Consider the following 14,517-nt stretch of genomic DNA (forward strand, 5'->3'; position numbering starts at 1 on the left):
GATCCGCATGATCGGCAGTCTAGGAAGGGCCGGCCGGGCGGTGGCCGCGCCGAGCCGGCCCGCCGGGGCCCCGTCATGTGCCCGCAACGTCCGGCACGGCGGGCGCGGGGGCCTGAGCTCGGCGTGTGTCTCCCGGTCAACAACGGGTGAACATCCGGTGACCCGGCCTCCGGGGGGGCGGGCACCCGGGGGAAAATCCTTGGCCAGAGGCGTACAGCCGCACGTAGCCTCGGCCCCATGAGCGTGGAGATCCGTGACATCGCCGACAGCGCCGCCGACCAGGACGCCTGGTTCCGGGCGGTGTACACCGGGTTTCTGACCGCCGAGCCGCCGAGCCCCGAGCAGTTGGCCGAGCGGCGCGAGCGCAGCGACCTGGGGCGGGCGCAGGGCGCCTTCGACGGCGACCGCTGCGTGGCCACGTTCCGCAGCTTCGACCAGGAGCTGACCGTGCCGGGCGGCGGCGTGGTGCGGGCCGACGCGGTGTCGGGGGTCACGGTGACCGCCACCCACCGGCGACGCGGGCTGCTCACCCGGATGATGGTCAGGGACCTGACCGAGGCCAGGGAGCGCGGCGACGTGGTGGCCACGCTGGCCGCCGCCGAGTTCCTGATCTACGGCCGGTACGGCTTCGGACCCGCGGCGCGCACCGCGGAGTGGCGGGTCGAGAAGCCGCTGACCCGGTTCGACCAGCGGTGGACGCTGCCGGAGTCCGAGGGCACCGTGGCGTTCGTGGACGGGGCCGAGGTGCGCAAGGAGGGTCCCGCGGTGCACGAGCGCTTCCGGCGGGGGCGGGCCGGCGCGGTCGACACCGTGTCGATGTACTGGGAGCGGCTGACCGGCGAGGTGCGCTGGGGCCCGGACGCGTGGAAGGAGCCGTTCTACGTGCTCTTCCGCGACCCGGCGGGCGAGGCGCAGGGGCTCGTGGTCTTCGACGTGCAGGACGCGTGGCGGGACGTGCAGCCGGCGAACGTGGCCAAGGTGCGGAAGTTGTTCGCGGCCACGCCGGCCGCGGAGCGCGCGCTGTGGCGGTTCCTGCTCTCCATCGACTGGGTGAGCGAGGTGCGCACCAACGACGAGGGCGACCCGGACGCGCTGCTGCCGCTGCTGCTGCCGAACCAACGGGCGGCCGCCACGCTCTCCCACGCGGATCTGCTGTGGGTGCGGCCGCTCGACGTCCCCGCCATGCTCACCGCACGTCGTTACTCGGCCAGTGGTGCGCTCGTGCTGGACATCCGCGACCCCCTGGGGCTGTCCGAGGGGCGCTACCTGCTGGAGGTCTCGGAGGCCGGGGCGAGCTGCGTGCCGACCACCAGGAGCGCCGATCTGACGCTGGACACCGGCGCGTTGTCGGCCCTTTACCTCGGCGACGCCTCGGCCGCGCGGCTGGCCGCCGCCGGTCTGGTCGACGCGGACACGGACGGGGCGCCGGACCGTGCGGACGCGCTCTTCCGCACGGGCCGACGCCCTTGGTGCCCTGACACCTTCTGATTCGCTACGCGATCCGCACCCTCGTCAGACCGCGACCACGAACAGCGTTACCAGCACCGTCGTGCCCACGCATGCGCAGGTGAAATTGCGCTTGCGCAGCCCTGTCCTGAGGATCAGCAGGCCGATCAGGCCCGGCAGACCCCACTGGATGTCGACTGCCCGCTCCACTGCGATGCCGAGGGCAGCCACGGCGATCGTCGAGACGATCATGACTCCTCCTCACATCACGTCAACTCGGGAGAACTTCCCGGAAGTTGTCTAAGTTGTGCGCCAACTATACGCTTGTTTTCCCCAGTTGGCGGACTACTGGAAACGTCCTCTTTCCAACCTTCCTGATCTGGCCGAAAGTTGTATGGTGTTCGGCGTGAGTCAGGAGATCGCCCCGGCAAGCGAGGCCCCGCAGAACCCCGGTGACCTGCTCTCTCCCGACCACCTGGCGGGGGTGTTGCGTGATCGGATACGCAAGGGGGAGCTGCGACAGCACGAGCGGCTGCCCACTCAACGCGCGTTGGTGGAGGAGTTCGGCACCAACCGCACCACCGTGCGCCAGGCGCTGGCCATCCTGGAGCGCGAGGGGTACGTCTCCACCCGGGGTCGCGGCGCGCCCGCCGTCGTGTCGGCCCCCAACCGGGACAGTCCACGTCCGGCCAGCGCCGAGGTGGCCGACCGGATCGCCGTGGCCTTCCACGCCGAGGACATCTCGATCGACGCGTTCTGCCTCACCACCGAGACCCTCAACTCGGCGCTCGCCGCGCCCCTGATCGCCATCTCCGCCGGCGAGTTGACGCCCCGCTCGATCTCCATCCGGGTGCTGCTGCCCAACCCGGACGCGCCGCTCGCCTACCCGCGGCTGGTCTCCGACCCGTCCGACCGCCGCCCGCTGGCCCGGCTGCGCCAGATCACCCGCACCTTCTCCACCTCGCTGCGCCACCAGCTGACCTCGCTCGGCGAGATGCAGCTGGTGCCCAAGGTGAACGTCGAGATCAGGGCCGTGCCGATCACCCCGGTGCAGAAGCTCTACCTCCTCAACAACACCGAGGTGCTGAGCGCCTACTACCAGGTGGTGCCGCGGGTCGTGGAGTACGAGGACGAGCAGATGGAGATCTACGACGTCCTGGGCCTCAGCTCGAAGGTTTTCAGGTCCTCCTCCGACACCGCGTTTGTTGAAGAGTCACAGCAGTGGTTCGAGTCCCTCTGGTCAACGCTTGCCCAACCGCTCACACTCGGTTAGATGAGGGGACTCATCAGTAACGCTCACTGTGTTCTCTTCGACTTCGACGGCCCGGTGTGCCGCCTGTTCGCGGTCCGGTCCGCCGAGTCGATCGCCCGACGGCTGCGGGACCTCGCGGCCGAACTGGCCCTGTCGGCGCTGCTCACCGCCGACTTACGGGACTCGCCCGACCCGCACCACGTGCTGCGGGGCATCGCCGGGCAGCGCCCGGGCCACGGAGTCGTCCAGCGCCTCGAGGCGGCGCTCACCCACGAGGAGGTCTTCGCCGCCGCCTCGGCCCAGCCAACTCCCTACGCCGCGGCCCTGATAGCGGCCCTGTCCACGCGCGGCCGGCAGGTGGCCATCGCCACCAACAACTCGCCGCTGGCCGCAGAACGTTACCTCGCGCAGCACAACCTCTCGGGTTACATCGGCGGCCGGGTCCACGGCCGCACCCGGGACGTCTCCCGGCTCAAGCCGCACCCGGACTCCCTGCTGCGCGCCCTGGCGTCGACCAGAACCGCGCCCGCCGACGCCCTGATGATCGGGGACAGCGTCGCCGACCTGGCCGCCGCGCGAGCCGCCGGCGTGCCCTTCCTCGGATACGCCACCAGTCGGGCCGGCTTCGAGGAGTTCCAGGCGGCCGAAGCCGAACACGTGGTGACCTCGCTCGAACAGGTGCTGACGGCGCTGATCACCCCGTCCTTCGGCTGAACAGGTCTTTTTGAGCCATCGGCAGCCGAACCGAACGGGGCGTACCGTGCTGCTACTCGTACCAACGGCTCCCGGGGGAAGCACATCATGAGCCAACCGCTGCCACGACCTACCCTGCGCGGCAACCACCGTGTCTGGCAGGTCGTGGAGGCGGAAGGCGAACTCGCGGCGCTCGGCCGCCTCAAGACGGGCCGGACTCGTCCCGGAGTACACCGATTCGACCCGCGCTGCTTCGCCAACGAGGAGGACGTGCTCATCGAGCTCGCCCTCCTCGGCATGCGACGCATCGCCCCGGTCTACCGATTGGTGGGCGCCGACGACGAACTCCGGGTCCACGGCTACATCGAGGGCCAGCCGCTGTCCGCCATCCGCCCACCAGGAACGGCACTGACCGGATCCGAACTAGGCCAGATCGTCGACCTGTTCGGCAAACTGGCCACGATTCGGCCAAGCGCCTTCGCCCTCGTCCACCGCTGCCCGCCGGTGTTACGACCGCGCAGCAGCCGACAGTTCCTCCAGACCCTGATCCGCTTCACCCGACGAAGGGTCTACGCCGTCCACCGCCCGCTGATGCGGGACCTCTTCACGGCGCTGCGCATCGGCCCCACCGTCCTCTCCGCCACCGGGCCGCTGGCCCGCGAGGCGGCGAAGCTGAGCGACCGGCCGTTCTGCCTGCTCCACGGCGACCTGCACCGCGACAACCTGATCGTGGCGGAGTCGGACGGCATGCTGTGGACCATCGACTGGGAGCTGGCGCTCATCGGCGACCCGCTCTACGACCTGGCCACCCACCTGCATCTGATGCGCTACCCGCCGGGGCAGGAGCACGCGCTGCTGCTGCGCTGGGCCAGGACCATGGACGCCGCCCTGCCGGGCAGCGCGGCCGGGCTCGCCCGCGACCTGCCGCGCTACCTGGCGTACAAGCGGGTGCAGTCCGTGTTCACCGACGTCATCCGGCAGGCGTACCTGGTGCAGGCCACCCCGCCCGCGCAGCTGGCCGAGCAACTGCCCCACACGGTCGAGGTGGTGCACGGCGTGATGAGAAAGGCCTCGCGCATGCTGGGGCTCGGCCGGGTGCCGAGCCCCAGGTCGATCGAGGCCGCCTACGCCGCCTGGTACGTCAACGCCCCTCCACCGCCAAGTGTGGCAACAGCCGACCAAGCCACGACGGCAGCCACCAGGCCCGGCGGCCCATGAGCCGCATGGCCGCCGGCACCATCAGGCAGCGGATCACCACCGCGTCCACGAAGATCGCCACCGCCATGCCGAAGCCCATCTGCTGGAGCATCCGGTCGGCGCTCAGCAGGAAGGAGCCGAACACCACGATCATGATGGCGCCGGCCGCCGTGATCACCGAGCCGGTGTGCGCCAGGCCCTCGCGCACGGCCCGCGCGTGGTCGCCGGTGCGCACCCACTCCTCGTGGATCCGGGAGACCAGGAAGATCTCGTAGTCCATGGACAGGCCGAAGGCGATGGCGAAGATCATCACCGGCAGGAACGCCTCGACGGGACCGGGCTCCGCGATGCCGAACAGGCCCTCCTGGAACACCAGGGTCATCGCGCCCAGCGCGGCGCCGATGCTGATCAGGTTGAGCAGCGCCGCCTTGAGCGGGATCAGCAGCGAACGGAACACCGCCATCAGCAGGACCACCGACACCCCGACCACGATGGCGACGAACAGCGGCATCCGCTCGGCGACCTTGGCCGCGTAGTCGTCGACGGCCGCCGTGGCGCCGCCCACCAGGTACTCGGCGCCGGTGCGCTCGGCGAGCCCGGGCAGCACGTCGTCCCGCAGTTCGGTGACGAGCTCGGCGGTCGCCTCGTCCTGCGGCGCCGAGTCGGGGAAGGCGATCACGGTGGCCACCGCGCCGTCCTCGGTGGGGATCGGGCCCACGGCCTGGGCTATGCCGGCGGTGCCCCGCAGGGTCTCGACGGCGGCGGCCGCCGCCCGCTCGGCCCCCTCGCGGCCGCCGTCGGCGATCACCACGAGCGGCCCGTTGAAGCCCGGCCCGAAGCCCTCGGCCAGCAGGTCGTACGCCTTGCGACTGGTGTTGGCCTCCGGGTCGTTGCCGGCGTCCGCGAAGCCGAGCCGCAGGCCGAGCGCGGGCGCGGCCAGCGCGCCCAGCGCCACCACCGCGAGCAGCAGCACCGCGACCGGCCGGCGCTGCGTGAACTCGCCGAGCCGCCGCCACGCCCGGCCCTCGGCGGCCCCGCCCCGCGCCGCGCGCTTCGCAGCCTTGGCCGGGAACTGGCGGGCGAAGCGCTTCCCGAAGATCCCGAGCAGCGCCGGCAGCAGGCAGAGCGCGGCCAGCATCGTCATCAGCACGGTCAGCGCCACGGCCAGTGCGATGCCCTGGAGCGAGCCGAGGCCGAGCGCCACCAGACCGAGCAGGGCGACGATCACGGTGCAGCCGGCGAAGAACACGGTGCGTCCCGCGGCGTCCAGCGCGGTGGTGGTGGCGCGCTCGGGGGTGGCGCCGGCGATCAGCTCGCCCCGGTAGCGGGCGAAGATCAGCAGCGCGTAGTCGATGCCGACGCCGAGGCCGACCAGCATCATCACGTAGGGCGTGTAGTCGGCGACGGTGAACACGTGCGAGGCGAGCACCACCAGGCCGAGCGCCGAGCCGACCGCGAACAGGGCGGTGATCACCGGGAGTCCGGCCGCGATGACCGTGCCGAAGAGGAAGACGCAGATCACCAGCGCGGCCAGGATGCCCATGCCCTCGGCGGCGCCGCCGCTCTCCTCGGTCAGCTGCCTGGCCGCGTCGCCGCCGAGCTCCACCTGGAGCCCCTCGCCCTGGGCGGTGCGGGCGGCGTCCAGGATCGCCTCCGTCTCGGCGAGCTCCATCCGCTCCGACGGCACGTCCAGCACGACCGTGGCGTAGCCGACCGTGCCGTCCTCCGAGACGGCGGTGGCGTCGTCGTAGGGGCTCACCACCTGGGCGACCCGCGGCAGTTCGGCGACCTCGGCCAGCATCTCGTCGACCCGCCGCTCGACGGCCGCGTCGCCGCGCAGCCCGTCCGGGGCGTGCAGCACGATGCTGAGGCTGTCGCCGGCCTGCGCCGAGCCGTGCGCGGCCAGCAGTTCGCCGGCGCGCTGCGACTCGGTGCCGGGCAGCGAGTAGTCCTCGCGGTAGTCGTCGCCGGCGGCCGAGGCGCCGGCCCAGACGCCGACCAGCACCAGGACCCACAGGGCCAGGGCGAGCCAGCGGCGGCGCTGGGCGAAGCCGGCCACGCGGGCGAACACGCCGGCGTTCTCCGGGGCTTGGGGCGGGGCGGTACTCATGTGCGTGCTCCTTGAGACGGTGGGTCAGCGCCGCTTGGCGCGGCGGACGATCAGGGGGCCGACGAACAGGCCGCCGGCGGCGAGGTAGAAGGGCGTCAGACGCACGGCGAGCGGCACCTCCGCGTCGGCGACGACGTGGATGGTGATGCCGACGGCGGCGGCCAGCAGTTCGCCGGCCAGGAAGCCGCCGACGGCTCCGGCCAGGGCGGCGAGCGGAGTGCGCATCTCAGGTCCCCCTCGGGTGGTTGTGGTGCGGCGTGGTGCTCGCGGTGCGCCGAAGCCACCACTGGGCCGCCAGCAGCAGCGGCAACGCGGCGCACAGCAGCGGGAGTTGGAACAGGAGGGTGGTGTCGCCGGCCGCGTGCTCGGTCAGCGGCAGGCGGGCGCCGGCCAGCACCGGCAGGGCCGCCATCACGACCGAGGTGAGCAGCCGGGTCGCGCCGTCGGTCCGGCCGCCGGTCAACTGCCGGGCGCGCCGCAGCGGTTCGCCGACCAGCCGGCGGGTGGAGAGGCTCAGCCCGTGGGCGAGGAAGAGCAGCGCGACGACGGCCGCCGTCAGCGCCCCGGTCACGACCGGCGCGGGCCCCGGCCGCTCCCCGCCCACCAGCAGCGAGGCGAGCAGCCAGCCCCAGGACCCGGCCAGCAGCCAACTCCCCGCCACCACCAGGCCGTCGAGGACGGGCGCGGCCGAGACCCGCCGCCACCAGAGTCCGGCGTCCCGCAGCAGCCAGCCGGCGAGCAGCGGCACCAGCACCGGCAGCAGACGGCCGAACAACTCCCCCTCCAGGGCGGGGAAGCAGCCCGCGAACACGCCGGCCGCGGCGACCAGCCACACCTCGTTGGCGAAGAACAGCGGCCCGATCCCGGCGGCCAGCACCGAGCCCCGCTCGGCCCGGCCCCGGCCGAGCAGCGGCAGCAGCATCCCCAGGCCGACGTCGGCCCCCGCCAGCACGAAGTAGCCGGCCACGAAGGCCGCGAGCAGCAGCGCGGCAAGCGTTTCCACGGTCTCTCCTCACCCCACGCGGAGGTCGGTGCGGTGCGGGCCGCGCCCGGCGGCGCGCAGCAGCAGCCACCAGTTGACGGCGATCAGCACGAAGAACAGCGGCCCGAAGACGGCGAGCGACAGCCGCATCTGGGTCGCGGAGACCTGGGAGACGGCGTCCTCGGTGCGCAGCAGCCCGTACACCACCCAGGGCTGCCGGCCGGCCTCCCGGAACACCCAGCCGGCGATCATCGCCACGTAGGGCAGCGGCACCAGCGCCATCAGCGTCAGGTGCCAGACCCGCAGCCGCCGCACCGCCCACGGCCACAGCGCCAGCAGCCCGCTGGCCAGCAGCGGCAGCGTCAGCAGCGCGAACGCGAGCAGCATCGTCAGCCCCGCGCCCCTGGTCAGCGCGGCGTCCGGCAGGTAGTCCCCGGGGCCGAAGCGGGCCACCATCTCGGCCTGCACGCGGGCGAGTTCGGCGGTGTCGTGGTCGAGCGTGGCCGCCTTGCCCGGCTGCCACTCACGGATCGCGGCCAGCTGCACGCCGCCGAAGGTGACGGTGACGAACAGCGCCGGCAGCGCGGTGAAGACGCCGACGCGCAGCGAACGCCGGAAGAAGCCGTCCGGCTCCTCGCGGTTCTTCACCAGGTGGAAGGCGCTCACCCCCGCCATGAACACGGCCGCCGTGAGCAGCGCCCCGGCCGTGACGTGCCCGAACGCGAGCAGCGTGTTGGGGTTGGCCAGCAGCGCGACCGGGTCGGCCAGTTCGAGCCGCCCGTCGGCCGTCTCTCTGTGCCCGCGCGGGTGGTTGAGGAAGCCGTTGGCGACGAGGATCCAGTAGGCGGAGAGATAGGCGGTGAGCGTGACCACCCACAGCGTCGCCAGGTGCACCCAGCGGTTGAACCGGTCCCAGCCGAGCAGCCACAGCGCGAGGAACGTCGACTCGACGAAGAACGCCAGCACCGTCTCCAGCGCCAGCGAGGACCCGAACGCGTCCCCCGCGTAGTGCCCGAGCCCGGCCCAGGCCATGCCGAGCTGGAACTCCATGAGGATGCCGGTGACGATGCCGACGCCGTAGTTGATGACGTAGAGCCGCCCCCAGTACCTGACCAGACGCTCGGCCGTCCCACCGCCGCCGCGCACCGTCGCCCACGTCTGCAGCACCGCCAGGATGGTCGCCAACCCGAGGGTCAGCGCCACGAGAAGGAAGTGCCCGCCGGCGGTCAGGGCGAACTGCCACCGGGCCAGGTCGAGGGTCTCCGCGTCCACGCCTCACACGGTCGCGGTGCGGTCACACCCCCCGCGTCCCCCACCGGCTGACACCGGCCGTACCACGACGGTTGCGGCCACGTGTGGCGGCGTACCACCGGGGTGGTAGAAGGCGAACGTGACGCCGCGGCGACGCTCCGTGTCGCGCGCGCCACGAGCCTGGTAGTAACATGTAGGACATGGAGGCCACCGCACGCGAGTTCAACCAGAAGTCCTCACAGATCCTCGCCGCCGCCGCGCGCGGTGAGACTGTCACCGTCACCAAGAACGGCACCCCCGTCGCCCGGGTCGTGCCGATCACCGAGCACGATGTCCCCCCGTACCCGACGGACCCCATGGGCGACATAGAGCTGCCCGATCTCGGCCTGCCCGACCTCACCGATGACGAGATCGAGGACGTGCTCAGGAGGATGGGCTCGTGAGTCTGGTCGCCATCGCCGACACCAACGCCTTGTACCGCCTGCTGGACTCCAGCCTCACAGGCCACCAAGAACACAGAAAGGCCCTGGGGGCAGTCAGCCACCTGGTCATCTCGCCCCTGGTCCTGGCCGAGCTGGACTATCTGATCACGGCACGGGCGGGAAGTCGCAAGGCCCTGACGGCGGCGCGGTTCATCGAACGCAACACGGCCACCCGTCGCTTCGAGGTGCCGGCCGTCGGCGGGCACCTGAGTGCGGCGATCGCCGTCGCCGAGGGGTACGCGGACGCCGACGGCGGCAAAGGCATCGGTCTGGCCGACGCGATGAACGTCGCCCTGGCCGCCGCCTACCGCACCGACACCGTGTTCACCGCCGACCGGCACTTCCGCATGATCCGCCCCCTGACCGGCCACCCGTCCTTTCGTCTCCTCCCCGAGGATCTGTGACCGTCCCCGCTGCCTAGCTGAGCCAGCCCGGCGTGATCATCCCCGACTCGTAGGCGAGGATCACGAGTTGGGCCCGGTCGCGGACGTCCAGCTTGGTCATGATCCGGCTGACGTGCGTCTTGGCGGTCGCCGGGCTGAGGACCAGCCGCCGCGCGATCTCGTCGTTGGTGAGGCCGGCGCCCACCAGGCCCATCACCTCGCGCTCCCGCTCGGTCAGCGCGTTGAGCCGGGGGCTCGGCTCCGGCTGCCGCGCCTTGCGGCTGGCGAACTCCGCGATCAGCCGGCGGGTGATCGCCGGCGCGATCAGCGCGTCGCCGCGCGCGCAGACCCGGATGCCGTGCAGCAGTTCCATCGGCTCGGTGTCCTTCACCAGGAACCCGGACGCCCCGGCGCGCAGCGCGCCGTACACGTAGTCGTCCACGTCGAAGGTCGTGAGGATGACGACCCGGACGTCCGCCAGCCGCTCGTCCGCGACGATCGCCTCGGTGGCCGCGAGCCCGTCCATCTCCGGCATCCGGATGTCCATCAACACCACGTCCGGCCGCGTCTGGCGCGCCAGCGCGACGGCCTCCGTCCCGGTGGCCGCCTCGCCGACGACCTCGATGTCCTCCTCGTCCTCCAGGATCGACCTGAACCCGGCCCGGACGAGCCGCTGGTCGTCGGCGAGCAGGACGCGGATGCGGTGCGCTGCGCTCATGCCGGCCAGCGTAGACGCGGCGCTGGCCGAGCCGTCGCCCCGGCCGGGTCGGTGTGAACCGGGATCAGTCCAGCGCCCGCGTCAGGCGGATCTCCTCCGGTCGATACCCCAGCGCCTCGTAGAAGCGGAGCGCGGTGGCGTTGGCCGCGCCCGTCTGGAGCGTCAGGTGGCGCAGGCCACGGTCGCGGGCCCACCGCTCCGCCGCCGCCATCAGGAGCCGCCCCACGCCCTGCCGGGACGCGTGCGCGGCGACGGCGAGTTCGCCGACGTACCCGTCGACCGCGCCCGTGAAGTGGCGCTGTTCGGAGACCGACACCACCCCGACGACCGTGCCGCCGCGCACCGCGACAAAGACTCCGGCCCGCCCTTCGGCGGCCCGGGCCAGCGAGTCGGCCAGCCAGCTCCCGGCGGCCGCGATCGCCGCCGACCGGTCCCGCCAGGCCGCGACGCCTTCCGCGAGCCGGGGCGCCAGCGCCATGACGCCCTCCCGGTCCGCGTCCGTCACCGGGCGCACCTCCACCACGTCAGGTGTCATCCGCCCGAGTATGGCGGGCCGCCGGCCATTGATAAATGCCGGCACCAGTCGGTGAGGCGCTCGGCCAGCGGGTAACAGGGGCGGTCGGCCGGTGCGGGTGAGCGGGACGATCGTCGGCTGGCGGTCGAGCAGTCTCGCCAGCAGTCCCGGCGCCACGGAGACGCCGATGCCGCCGCCGGCCGACAGCGGGCGGCGGCACCCTCCCGGAAGCGCGTGCTTGGTCTTTCCAAGCGAACGGCTGGGATCACTCACCGGCGAGGGGGGCCGGCGCGACGTGCGCGGTGTCGAGCGCCGCCGTCAGCGCCCGGGACAGCCGCAGCTCCATCTCGCACGGCCGCTCCTGGGCGCACGGCAGGCATTCGACGGCGTGTAGGCGCGCGGCGGAGCACAGTTGCGCAACGTCCGCCGGACGCGGAAAGGGGGAGAGCTCCGGCCGGTCAGGCATGGTCGTGGTCCCCGGTCATCTCGCGGACGTCCTCCGGCATCACCTCCCACTCCTTTCCGCCGCCGACGGGTCGGAGCATGGCGAAGGGCCCGGCCATTCCCATGAAGACGCCGATCCTCTTTCTGGTTTCGTCACAGACCAGCGCCCCCACGTTCGGGTGATTGTCGCTAACCTTGCTCATGACTGCTTGGCCTCTCAGGTGGTCCACGCCCCCGGGCCGACGGCATTCGGTCGCGGGGGTTCCTTTCACCAAAGCCAATCGGCAGGAAGCCGGTTCCGGTAGCGTGAAACGGCACGTCAGTGCTGAAGAGCTTTAACCTCCGGAGGAGTTGAAGCCGATGGCCAAGCCGGAGCCGAACCGCGACCTCGAACGCCTGTACCGGGAATCCGGTTGGACGTTGCGGCAGTTCGCCCAGGCGATTAACCGTGTGGGCACGGAACAGGGCACCCCGTTGAAATACCGGGAGCCGTCCATCTATCAGTGGCTCAAGGGGCATATGCCGAAGGCACAGGTCCGGCCGGTCATTCTCGAAGCGTTGTGCCGCCGGCTCGGTCGGCCGATTTCTCATGGCGAGGCAGGTTTTCCAACCGCCACTCTCCCAACGAACGTCAGTCCGAGTACCGTGGAAGGGCTGATCGATCTCGGGAGGCAGGACATGGACCCGTCCCGGCGCGGCGTACTCGGCGCGAGCCTCTTCTCGGTGGCGCTCACCGTTCCCAACTGGCCTGATGTGGTGGGCCGGATGGAGGGCGTTCGAAACGGGCAGGTCCGGCGGGTCGGCATGTCCGAGATCGAGACGGTTGTCACCATGACCGAGCGACTGTCGGCTATCGACGACGAGTTCGGCGGTCGACACGCTCGGCCCATGGCCGCCGCCTTTCTCGTGAACACCGTCGCCCCCTACCTACGGGCGCCGGCGTCGGACAGCGTGCGGAAGGAGATGATGCGGGCCGCTTCTTTCCTCAGCTACCTGACCGGCTGGATGGCGGTCGACGAGGGGCTGCACGGCCTGGCCCAGAGCTACTACGTCAAGGGCCTGGAGTTGGCCGGAGCCAGCGACGACCACGCCACGTACTGCCACATCCTGCGCGGCATGTCCGTGCAGGCCGCCGACCTGGGGCATGGCGCCCCCGCTGTGCGACTGGCCGACGCTGCGGCGGCCTCAGTGCCGAGCGCCGCACCGCGTATGCGCGCCTTCCTCGCCGGGCAACAGGCCCACGCCCACGCACTGAGCGGTGACCGGCGGAGTGCCTATGGCTTCCTCCACGAAGCCGAATCGGCGCTGGAGAAGGCGGAGAGCCCGACGGGCACCTTCGGCGGCTACTCCCCCGCCACGCTGGCCTATCACGAGTCGAGGGTGCGGCACGTGCTCGGCGACACCAGGGGAAGCATTGACGCACTGCAACGCCACTTCCGGCTGCGCAGCAGCGACAACGACAGCAAGCGGGGCGGTCTACGGTTCACCGCCATGATGGCCGAGCAGCAGTTGGAGCTCGGCCACCTCGAAGCGGCCAGCGCCAACTGGCACCAGGTCCTTGACCACTACGCCACCGTCAAGTCCGGCCGGCTCGACGAGCACATGAACACCATGCTCGTGCGCCTCCGCCCGCACCTCGGGAACCGCACGGCACGTGCCCTCCACGAGCGGGCTCGCGCGGTCGCGCCTAGCCTGCGTCCGTAGCCGGCGCCAGGCCGGCTTCCCGGAGGATCCGCTCGACCGTGGCGTCCAGGGTGCTGGACGCGGGGATGATCGTCTCCACCTCGTCCGGCAGGACGTCGAGCGGCCGGTACCAGTCCCGCAGCTCCGTCTCGCCGAACCGCCCCGCCTCCGCCTTCGTGGCGTGCCGGCGGAGGGTCTCGGCGAACGGCACGTCGAGGTAGTAGTGGCAGGTACGCCCCCGGTGGTCGCGCGCCAGCGCGGCGAGCATGGGTCCGTAGTGCGAGGCGTACAGGATCCCCTCGACCACGACGTGGTAGCCGTGGTCGAGCGCGTAGCGGGCCACCGTGTCGATGAGGCCGATGTTCGCGCCGCCGGGGACGTCGCGCTCGCGCAGCACGATCAGCCGGGTGGCCGTCGAACCCGCCTCCATCCGCCGCACGTTACCGCTCGCGGCACCAGTCGGTGAGGCGTTCGGCCAGTGGGTGCCAGGGGCGGTCGGACGGGCCCGTCAGGGAGAGGTGGCGGGAGACGGTGCGGGTCAGCGGCACCATGGTCAGCTGGTGGTCGAGCAGCGTCGCCAGCAGCCCCGGCACCACGGAGACGCCGACGCCGCCGCGCACCATGGCGAGCAGCGTGCCCATGTCCCGCACCCCGTGCGCCCACTGGAACCGGGCGCCGGCCAGGCGGTAGGCGTGCTCGATGTACGGCTGGCAGCCGCCGGTGGACAGGATGAACGGGTCGTCCGCCAGGTCGACCGGGTCGATCACCGGCTCGCCGGCCAGCGGGTGGTCGCGGCGCAGCAGGGCCTGGAAGGTGTCGGTCGCCAGGGGGACGCCGGGGGGCGGTTGCTGGCCGACGAGGACGGCGAGTTCCACGACTCCGTCGCGCAGCCACTCCCCCACCTCGTCGTCCTCTCCCTCCAGCACCTCGACCCGCACGCCGGGGAACGCCTCCTTCCAGCCGGCGAGCAGCTCCGGGACCACGCCGAGGCAGGCCGACAGCGTCGCGGCGAGCCGTACCGTCCCGGCCGGCTCGCTGCGCGCCACGGCGGCCAGCTCGCAGACGGTGGCGTGCGCGTCGACGGCCTGCCGGGCCGGGGCGAGGATCCGCTCGCCGAACGGCGTGGGCCGGGGCCGGCCGGGGTCCCGCACCAGCACGGGAACGCCCAGGGCGCGTTCCAGGGTGGCGACGGAGTGGGAGACGGCCGACTGGCTGACGCCCAGCTCGTCGGCCGCGCTGCCGAAGCCGCCGTGGTCGAGGACGGCGAGGAAGGCCCGCAGGTGGGTGATGCCGACGTTCACCACGCTCATGATTCGCGGCGTCCGCGCACTCCGCAACGGTGGCCCATGAGCGCCGCTCATG

At 72.0% G+C, this 14,517-nt stretch carries 18 protein-coding genes; 7 read left to right on the plus strand and 11 right to left on the minus strand.

From position 1 onward, the window contains the following. Nucleotides 1–237 precede the first annotated feature (237 nt). The gene (locus RNC47_RS27725) at nucleotides 238–1,488 is read left to right on the plus strand and encodes a GNAT family N-acetyltransferase (RefSeq protein ID WP_311602581.1); all 1,251 of its coding nucleotides are present in this window, start codon (nucleotides 238–240) and stop codon (nucleotides 1,486–1,488) included. Nucleotides 1,489–1,512: 24 nt separating this feature from the next. On the opposite strand, the gene RNC47_RS27730 is transcribed toward RNC47_RS27725, so the two are convergent. Continuing rightward, complete coding sequence (locus tag RNC47_RS27730) at nucleotides 1,513–1,698, minus strand: hypothetical protein (RefSeq protein WP_311602584.1); 186 nt, start codon at nucleotides 1,696–1,698, stop codon at nucleotides 1,513–1,515. Nucleotides 1,699–1,852: 154 nt separating this feature from the next. Here RNC47_RS27730 and RNC47_RS27735 point away from each other — a divergent pair, with 154 nt between their 5' ends. From RNC47_RS27735 to RNC47_RS27745, 3 genes are all read left to right on the plus strand, one after another. Continuing rightward, the gene (locus tag RNC47_RS27735; RefSeq protein WP_311602585.1) at nucleotides 1,853–2,719 is read left to right on the plus strand and encodes a GntR family transcriptional regulator; all 867 of its coding nucleotides are present in this window, start codon (nucleotides 1,853–1,855) and stop codon (nucleotides 2,717–2,719) included. Further along, nucleotides 2,720–3,412: an HAD family hydrolase gene (locus RNC47_RS27740; RefSeq protein ID WP_311602587.1), complete on the plus strand. Its 693-nt coding sequence runs from the start codon at nucleotides 2,720–2,722 to the stop codon at nucleotides 3,410–3,412. 87 nt (nucleotides 3,413–3,499) lie between these two features. Further along, a complete protein-coding gene (locus RNC47_RS27745) occupies nucleotides 3,500–4,609 on the plus strand; it encodes a phosphotransferase family protein (protein WP_311602588.1) in 1,110 nt (369 codons plus the stop codon). Here RNC47_RS27745 and RNC47_RS27750 read toward each other — a convergent pair. Genes RNC47_RS27750 through RNC47_RS27765 form a run of 4 tightly spaced genes read right to left on the minus strand, consistent with a single transcriptional unit; the run spans nucleotide 4,533 to nucleotide 8,952 of the window. Beyond that, on the minus strand, nucleotides 4,533–6,698 hold the full coding sequence (locus tag RNC47_RS27750; RefSeq protein ID WP_311602590.1) for an MMPL family transporter: 2,166 nt from the start codon (nucleotides 6,696–6,698) through the stop codon (nucleotides 4,533–4,535). The two genes, RNC47_RS27745 and RNC47_RS27750, sit on opposite strands and share 77 nt — an antisense overlap. Nucleotides 6,699–6,722: 24 nt before the next feature. Further along, nucleotides 6,723–6,923 (minus strand): DUF5957 family protein, encoded by a 201-nt coding sequence (locus tag RNC47_RS27755; RefSeq protein ID WP_311602592.1) that lies wholly within the window; start codon nucleotides 6,921–6,923, stop codon nucleotides 6,723–6,725. A 1-nt stretch (nucleotide 6,924) separates the two neighbouring features. Further along, entirely contained in the window at nucleotides 6,925–7,701 is a 777-nt protein-coding gene (locus RNC47_RS27760) for a cytochrome d ubiquinol oxidase subunit II (RefSeq protein ID WP_311602593.1), read from the minus strand. 9 nt (nucleotides 7,702–7,710) lie between these two features. Further along, nucleotides 7,711–8,952, minus strand: coding sequence for a cytochrome ubiquinol oxidase subunit I (locus RNC47_RS27765; protein ID WP_311602594.1), 1,242 nt, complete (start codon nucleotides 8,950–8,952; stop codon nucleotides 7,711–7,713). Nucleotides 8,953–9,131: 179 nt separating this feature from the next. Here RNC47_RS27765 and RNC47_RS27770 point away from each other — a divergent pair, with 179 nt between their 5' ends. Next, nucleotides 9,132–9,374 (plus strand): type II toxin-antitoxin system Phd/YefM family antitoxin, encoded by a 243-nt coding sequence (locus RNC47_RS27770; protein WP_311602596.1) that lies wholly within the window; start codon nucleotides 9,132–9,134, stop codon nucleotides 9,372–9,374. Then, on the plus strand, nucleotides 9,371–9,817 hold the full coding sequence (locus RNC47_RS27775) for a PIN domain-containing protein (RefSeq protein WP_311602598.1): 447 nt from the start codon (nucleotides 9,371–9,373) through the stop codon (nucleotides 9,815–9,817). The genes RNC47_RS27770 and RNC47_RS27775 overlap by 4 nt, the downstream gene beginning before the upstream one ends. 13 nt (nucleotides 9,818–9,830) lie before the next feature. Here the strand turns inward: RNC47_RS27775 and RNC47_RS27780 are convergent, their stop codons facing one another. From RNC47_RS27780 to RNC47_RS27795, 4 genes are all read right to left on the minus strand, one after another. After that, complete coding sequence (locus RNC47_RS27780; protein WP_311602600.1) at nucleotides 9,831–10,514, minus strand: response regulator transcription factor; 684 nt, start codon at nucleotides 10,512–10,514, stop codon at nucleotides 9,831–9,833. Nucleotides 10,515–10,578: 64 nt separating this feature from the next. Beyond that, nucleotides 10,579–11,049, minus strand: coding sequence for a GNAT family N-acetyltransferase (locus tag RNC47_RS27785; protein ID WP_311602602.1), 471 nt, complete (start codon nucleotides 11,047–11,049; stop codon nucleotides 10,579–10,581). Nucleotides 11,050–11,293: 244 nt separating this feature from the next. Then, nucleotides 11,294–11,494, minus strand: coding sequence for a hypothetical protein (locus RNC47_RS27790; RefSeq protein ID WP_311602604.1), 201 nt, complete (start codon nucleotides 11,492–11,494; stop codon nucleotides 11,294–11,296). Beyond that, nucleotides 11,487–11,675 carry a hypothetical protein gene (locus tag RNC47_RS27795; protein WP_311602606.1) on the minus strand — a complete coding sequence of 63 codons (189 nt, stop codon included), beginning with the start codon at nucleotides 11,673–11,675 and terminating at the stop codon, nucleotides 11,487–11,489. Before RNC47_RS27795 ends, RNC47_RS27790 begins: the two co-directional genes overlap by 8 nt. Before the next feature lie 157 nt (nucleotides 11,676–11,832). On the opposite strand from RNC47_RS27795, the gene RNC47_RS27800 reads away from it, so the two are divergent. Further along, nucleotides 11,833–13,176 carry a tetratricopeptide repeat protein gene (locus tag RNC47_RS27800; protein ID WP_311602608.1) on the plus strand — a complete coding sequence of 448 codons (1,344 nt, stop codon included), beginning with the start codon at nucleotides 11,833–11,835 and terminating at the stop codon, nucleotides 13,174–13,176. Here the strand turns inward: RNC47_RS27800 and RNC47_RS27805 are convergent. Together RNC47_RS27805 and RNC47_RS27810 are read right to left on the minus strand one after the other, a co-directional pair. Beyond that, nucleotides 13,160–13,585, minus strand: coding sequence for a P-loop NTPase family protein (locus tag RNC47_RS27805; RefSeq protein ID WP_311602609.1), 426 nt, complete (start codon nucleotides 13,583–13,585; stop codon nucleotides 13,160–13,162). The genes RNC47_RS27800 and RNC47_RS27805 overlap by 17 nt on opposite strands. A gap of 10 nt (nucleotides 13,586–13,595) precedes the next feature. After that, entirely contained in the window at nucleotides 13,596–14,465 is an 870-nt protein-coding gene (locus RNC47_RS27810; protein WP_311602611.1) for a LysR family transcriptional regulator, read from the minus strand. Between the last annotated feature and the right edge of the window lie 52 nt (nucleotides 14,466–14,517).

Source organism: Streptomyces millisiae (genome assembly GCF_031845425.1).
Classification (GTDB): domain Bacteria; phylum Actinomycetota; class Actinomycetes; order Streptomycetales; family Streptomycetaceae; genus Streptomyces; species Streptomyces millisiae.

Excerpts from the sequence above, each read along its gene's own strand:
- RNC47_RS27725 (WP_311602581.1), top strand. The coding sequence starts at position 238 with ATGAGCGTGGAGATCCGTGACATCGCCGACAGCGCCGCCGACCAGGAC.
- RNC47_RS27730 (WP_311602584.1), bottom strand. The coding sequence starts at position 1,698 with ATGATCGTCTCGACGATCGCCGTGGCTGCCCTCGGCATCGCAGTGGAG.
- RNC47_RS27740 (WP_311602587.1), top strand. The coding sequence starts at position 2,720 with ATGAGGGGACTCATCAGTAACGCTCACTGTGTTCTCTTCGACTTCGAC.
- RNC47_RS27745 (WP_311602588.1), top strand. The coding sequence starts at position 3,500 with ATGAGCCAACCGCTGCCACGACCTACCCTGCGCGGCAACCACCGTGTC.
- RNC47_RS27750 (WP_311602590.1), bottom strand. The coding sequence starts at position 6,698 with ATGAGTACCGCCCCGCCCCAAGCCCCGGAGAACGCCGGCGTGTTCGCC.
- RNC47_RS27755 (WP_311602592.1), bottom strand. The coding sequence starts at position 6,923 with ATGCGCACTCCGCTCGCCGCCCTGGCCGGAGCCGTCGGCGGCTTCCTG.
- RNC47_RS27770 (WP_311602596.1), top strand. The coding sequence starts at position 9,132 with ATGGAGGCCACCGCACGCGAGTTCAACCAGAAGTCCTCACAGATCCTC.
- RNC47_RS27780 (WP_311602600.1), bottom strand. The coding sequence starts at position 10,514 with ATGAGCGCAGCGCACCGCATCCGCGTCCTGCTCGCCGACGACCAGCGG.
- RNC47_RS27785 (WP_311602602.1), bottom strand. The coding sequence starts at position 11,049 with ATGACACCTGACGTGGTGGAGGTGCGCCCGGTGACGGACGCGGACCGG.
- RNC47_RS27790 (WP_311602604.1), bottom strand. The coding sequence starts at position 11,494 with ATGCCTGACCGGCCGGAGCTCTCCCCCTTTCCGCGTCCGGCGGACGTT.
- RNC47_RS27795 (WP_311602606.1), bottom strand. The coding sequence starts at position 11,675 with ATGAGCAAGGTTAGCGACAATCACCCGAACGTGGGGGCGCTGGTCTGT.
- RNC47_RS27800 (WP_311602608.1), top strand. The coding sequence starts at position 11,833 with ATGGCCAAGCCGGAGCCGAACCGCGACCTCGAACGCCTGTACCGGGAA.
- RNC47_RS27805 (WP_311602609.1), bottom strand. The coding sequence starts at position 13,585 with ATGGAGGCGGGTTCGACGGCCACCCGGCTGATCGTGCTGCGCGAGCGC.
- RNC47_RS27810 (WP_311602611.1), bottom strand. The coding sequence starts at position 14,465 with ATGAGCGTGGTGAACGTCGGCATCACCCACCTGCGGGCCTTCCTCGCC.